This window comes from Pseudomonas sp. AMR01, assembly GCF_041946035.1.
GTDB classification, from domain to species: domain Bacteria; phylum Pseudomonadota; class Gammaproteobacteria; order Pseudomonadales; family Pseudomonadaceae; genus Aquipseudomonas; species Aquipseudomonas antarctica_B.
In genome coordinates this window covers 1-4,114 of the sequence record NZ_JAUTYR010000076.1, presented here as the reverse complement: position 1 = coordinate 4,114, position 4,114 = coordinate 1, and the positions used below count along the sequence as shown (strand labels likewise).

Annotated in this window: 3 protein-coding genes; all 3 read right to left on the bottom strand. The window is 62.8% G+C overall.

Features of this window, described 5'->3' with window-relative positions:
- Positions 1–157: 157 nt before the first annotated feature.
- Positions 158–1,507: a CoA transferase gene (locus Q7C20_RS26510; RefSeq protein ID WP_375071157.1), complete on the bottom strand. Its 1,350-nt coding sequence runs from the start codon at positions 1,505–1,507 to the stop codon at positions 158–160.
- A 40-nt stretch (positions 1,508–1,547) separates the two neighbouring features.
- Positions 1,548–2,891, bottom strand: coding sequence for a sensor histidine kinase (locus tag Q7C20_RS26505; protein WP_375071156.1), 1,344 nt, complete (start codon positions 2,889–2,891; stop codon positions 1,548–1,550).
- Between the two features lie 64 nt (positions 2,892–2,955).
- Positions 2,956–3,420: an LTXXQ domain protein gene (locus tag Q7C20_RS26500; protein WP_348062340.1), complete on the bottom strand. Its 465-nt coding sequence runs from the start codon at positions 3,418–3,420 to the stop codon at positions 2,956–2,958.
- Positions 3,421–4,114 lie beyond the last annotated feature (694 nt).

The window sequence follows — 4,114 nt, the reverse complement described above, 5'->3', positions numbered from 1 at the left end:
CCCAGTAAAGAAGAATACGGTGTATCAGACTACTTCGTAGTGGCTGGTTCTGGGGCTGCTACGCAGCCCAACGCGGGCGGTGCGACGATTCGACAAGCCCGCTCGCCACATAGAGATTCGCCAGCTTCTAAAAGTTGTGTAGATACCTATGGTCAGGTCACCACTGAGCCCGATGTGACCCCAATTCCCCAGCCGGCAAATCCCACTGCAAGGGCGTCCCGCTGATCGTCAACGGTGCCAGCAACCGATGCGCCTGGCCCCACGGTGTTTGCTCCACCAGCAACCCTTGATCTGCTGGTTCTTCCGCCCGCAACGCTGGCTGCTGCGGCACTTGCCCGGCTTCCACCAGTAACTTCGCGGTACGCGCCAGCGACAACCGGGCCGAACCACCGCGGGCGCTTTTCAACCGCTCGCTCAATGCCTGAATCGCTGCCGCCGCCATCAGGTACCCGGTCGCGTGGTCCAGTGCCTGTAAGGGCAGCGGCACGGGTTTATCCGAGCGCTTCCAGGCCATGCCCGCGTCGGCAATCCCGCTGCTCATCTGCACCAGGCTGTCGAAGCCGCGGCGATTGCGCCACGGGCCGCTCCAGCCGTAGGCGTTCAGGCTAACGTCGATCAGGCCGGGGGCCAGTGTTTGCAGCTCGGCCGAGGTGTAGCCCAGTTGCTCCAGTGCATCCGCGCGGTAACCGTGGAACAGGATATCGGCGTCTTTGAGCAGGCTTTCGAACATCTGCCGGCCTTCGGCGGTTTTCAAGTCGAGGCGGGCGCAGCGTTTGCCCAAGGTCATTTCCGGTACCACGCCCGGCTCGTTCCAGTCGGGCGAGTCGATGCGCAATACGTTGGCACCCAGCCCGGCGAGAAAACGGCTGGCCACGGGGCCAGCCAGCACACGGGTCAGGTCCAGCACCTTGATGCCGGCCAGCGGGCGCGCGACTGAACCAAGCCAGGTTTTGTCCACAGACGTCTCATACGTCTGACGCTGCACCAGCGCTTCGGCATTTACTGCCAGCCCTTGCGGATGGGTTTGCCAGGCTTGCCAGGAACGCATCTGCGCGGCGCAACCGCCTTCATCGACAATCGCTTGCTCCAGCTCTGCGGCCTGCCACTCGGCAACCTTGTCCGCCATTTCGTTGCGGTCGGCGACCTTTCCCAACACCCGCTCGGCGGCGGCTCGGTGATGGGGCGCGTTGGTGTGCAAACGAATCCAGCCGTCGGCGCTGGCGTAATCGCCTGCGACCGGGTCCCACAGCGGAGGCACTTGCCAGCCGACGGGGCGAATCGACGAGGAAAACCAGAACGAGGCGAGGCGCCGATCAACGCTGACCACCGGCAGGCGCCCGGTCTGTTGCTGGATCAACTGGGCCAGCGCCTGGCCGGCGGCGCCAATGCTGGCGCTGGCCAGTTCGGTCACGGCAAAGGTCGAGGGCAGGGCGCCGGCCTCGGTCACGTTGAGGGGTGTGTGGGGTAAATCGAGTGCGGCTTGGATGGGTATCAGCAGGTCAGTCATCAAAGGCCCTCCGTAAGAGAAGGGCCACTATAAAAGATCATCACACCGGTGTGACAACTCCCGGTTCCAACGGCAGGTCGATGCTGGCAATAAAACCGCCGTCCGGGTGATTGGCCAGAATCAGGCTGCCGCCATGGCGTTCCGCCGCACGCCGGGCGATGGCCAAACCCAGGCCGTGGCCTTGGGACACCTGGCCGGGGGCTCGGTAAAACGGTTCGCCCAACTGGCTCAAGTGTTCGGCTTCGACACCGGGGCCGTGATCACGCACGCTGATCAGAATGCGTTCGCCGTGGCGCTGGGCCTGCAACTCGATCGGTTGGCCCTGTGGATTAAAGCGCTGGGCGTTGCGCAGCAAGTTATCCACAGCGCGCTCAATCATGGTCGGCCAGCCCTTGAGGTGCAGCTCGGGTTCCGCCGTCAACTGTACAAGTTGCTCGGGAGCGCTGAGCTGGGCGTCTTTTTGCAGGGTTTTCAGCAGCGGTGTCAGCTCCACTTCCTCGGCGCTGGCGTTGTCGGCGTCCACGCGAGCGAGTACCAGGATTTCGCTGATCAGCGCTTCGAGGCGGTCGCACTCGCGGGTCAGGCGTGGCCAGAGCTTTTCACGTTCTTTGGGGTTGGCGCGTTCGGCCAGGGCCAGGGCAATACGCAGGCGGGCCAGCGGCGAACGCAGTTCGTGGGACACATCGCGCAGTAACTGGCGCTGGCTGCCAATCAGGCTTTGCAGGCGTGCGCCCATGCGGTTGAAATCAGTGGCCAGCACGCCAAACTCATCGCGGCGGTTGGCCAACTGCGCCAGGCTGTTTTGCTGATACGTGGTTTGGCCGAGGTCATGCACCGCGCCGCGCAAGCGGCTGAGCGGGCGCGTGATGGACAGCGTCACCAACAGGCTGAACAGCGTCAGCACCACCAAGGCAATCGCCAGCGCACTCAATGGCCACGCCAAGCTGCTGCGGTGCCAGGCATCCAGTTCCGGGTGGGGGATGCGGTAGATCAGCAGGTAGGTGTCGCCGGTTTTTTCACTGGTGTACTCGGCGGTCAGGCGCCGCCAGGGCAGGTGACCGTCCTGGCTGTCATTTTGTCGGGCTTCAAAGGCGGCGGCGCGACGCGGGAAGGTGCCGCGTACCACCGGGTCGCCGCTTTCGTTCAGCACTTGCACGTCAATGTGGTACTGACGTTTGCGCTGCTGCAGTAATTCCTGGGCGGCGTCCTCGCCCTGGGCGTCGTAGAGTTGCGTCCACTCCTGCGCCAGGTTGTTGAGGCCGGGGTGGCGGCTGAGAATCCAGGCGTCTTGGTTGAGCATGTGCCCAAGCAAGATCGATAACCCGGCAACCAGGGCGATGGCCAGCCAGAAACTGGCCAGGATCCGCCAGAACAATGAACGCACAGAAAACCCTCAAACAGGAAAAGCCCAGCGGCGGTGGCCACTGGGCTGGGGGAACGCTAGGTCATTATTGCGCTTTTTGCGGTTGTTGGGCTTTCCAGGCCTGGAATTCCTTCCACTCGGCGCGGCGCTCGGCCTGTTTCTTCACGATCTCGTCGAATTTCTTCTGTTGATCGGGTTTCAGCACGGCACGGATGTCGGCTTGGGTTTTCTGTTTGCCGGCGGCGATTTCATCCTGCATGGCTTTCTGGTCGGCGGCTGGCAGTTTGTCCAGGTACTTTTTGACCAGGTCTTTGCGAGCGTGCCACTGGTCGCCCATCAGTTTGCCGATTTGCTGGCGCTGTTCCTTGCTCAGGTCCAGTTGGCTGAAGGGGCCGCCTTTGCCACGCGGACCGTGTTCACCGCCGTGGCCTGGGCCACCCATCATGTGGCCTTCAGGGCCGCCCATCGGGCCTGGGCCATCGGGCATTGCCGCCATGGCAACGGTGGGCAGGGCAGCGGCGAACATCAAAGCGATAAGGGTCTTGCGCATGGTGATTCTCCTGTCTCTATTCCGGTGAGTCCGGATGTGAGTAGATTAGGGGGATCAAGGTCAGCGGCGGTCAGGGGAGGGTAAAGCTTGGGTAAAGAGGGGGGTGGGGGGTGCTGACAAAACTTCGGGGTTGAGTACATATCCGTTATTTGGGTCACGGCCTCAATCGGTTCCGCTCTTACAGCGGGTCACTTTTGGCAAACGCCCCAAAAGTAACCAAAAGGTCTGTGCCCCACCACTTGGCACCTCGCTAATGCTCGGTGTGCCCGCACTCCGGCTTGAATCCGTGGGCCGCCGCGATGGGCCATCCTTGGCCCAGCGCGGCTAACCCGGCGTCCTGCCGGGTTACCCACGGATTCAAGCCTGCGTGCGGCCAGCGTGGTTAACGGGGCGCCTGAGATCAAAGTCAAAAGCAAGATCAAAAGCAAAAGCACAGTCCAGTGTGGGAGCTGGCTTGCCTGCGATGGCATCTACTGGTTTTGCCTGATGTACCGAAGTGTCTGCATCGCAGCAGTGCGACGATTCGACAAGCCAGCACCCACAGACAAGCTCACCTGCGTGTGAAGACATTGAAGTCTTACTCGGTCAAAACTGTGGGAGCGGGGGGGGGGGGGGGGGGGGGGGGGGGGGGGGTGGGGGTTGTGGTGGGGATGGTGCAGGGAGGCAGGCGCACGCCCCCCCCCCCCAGTACAAT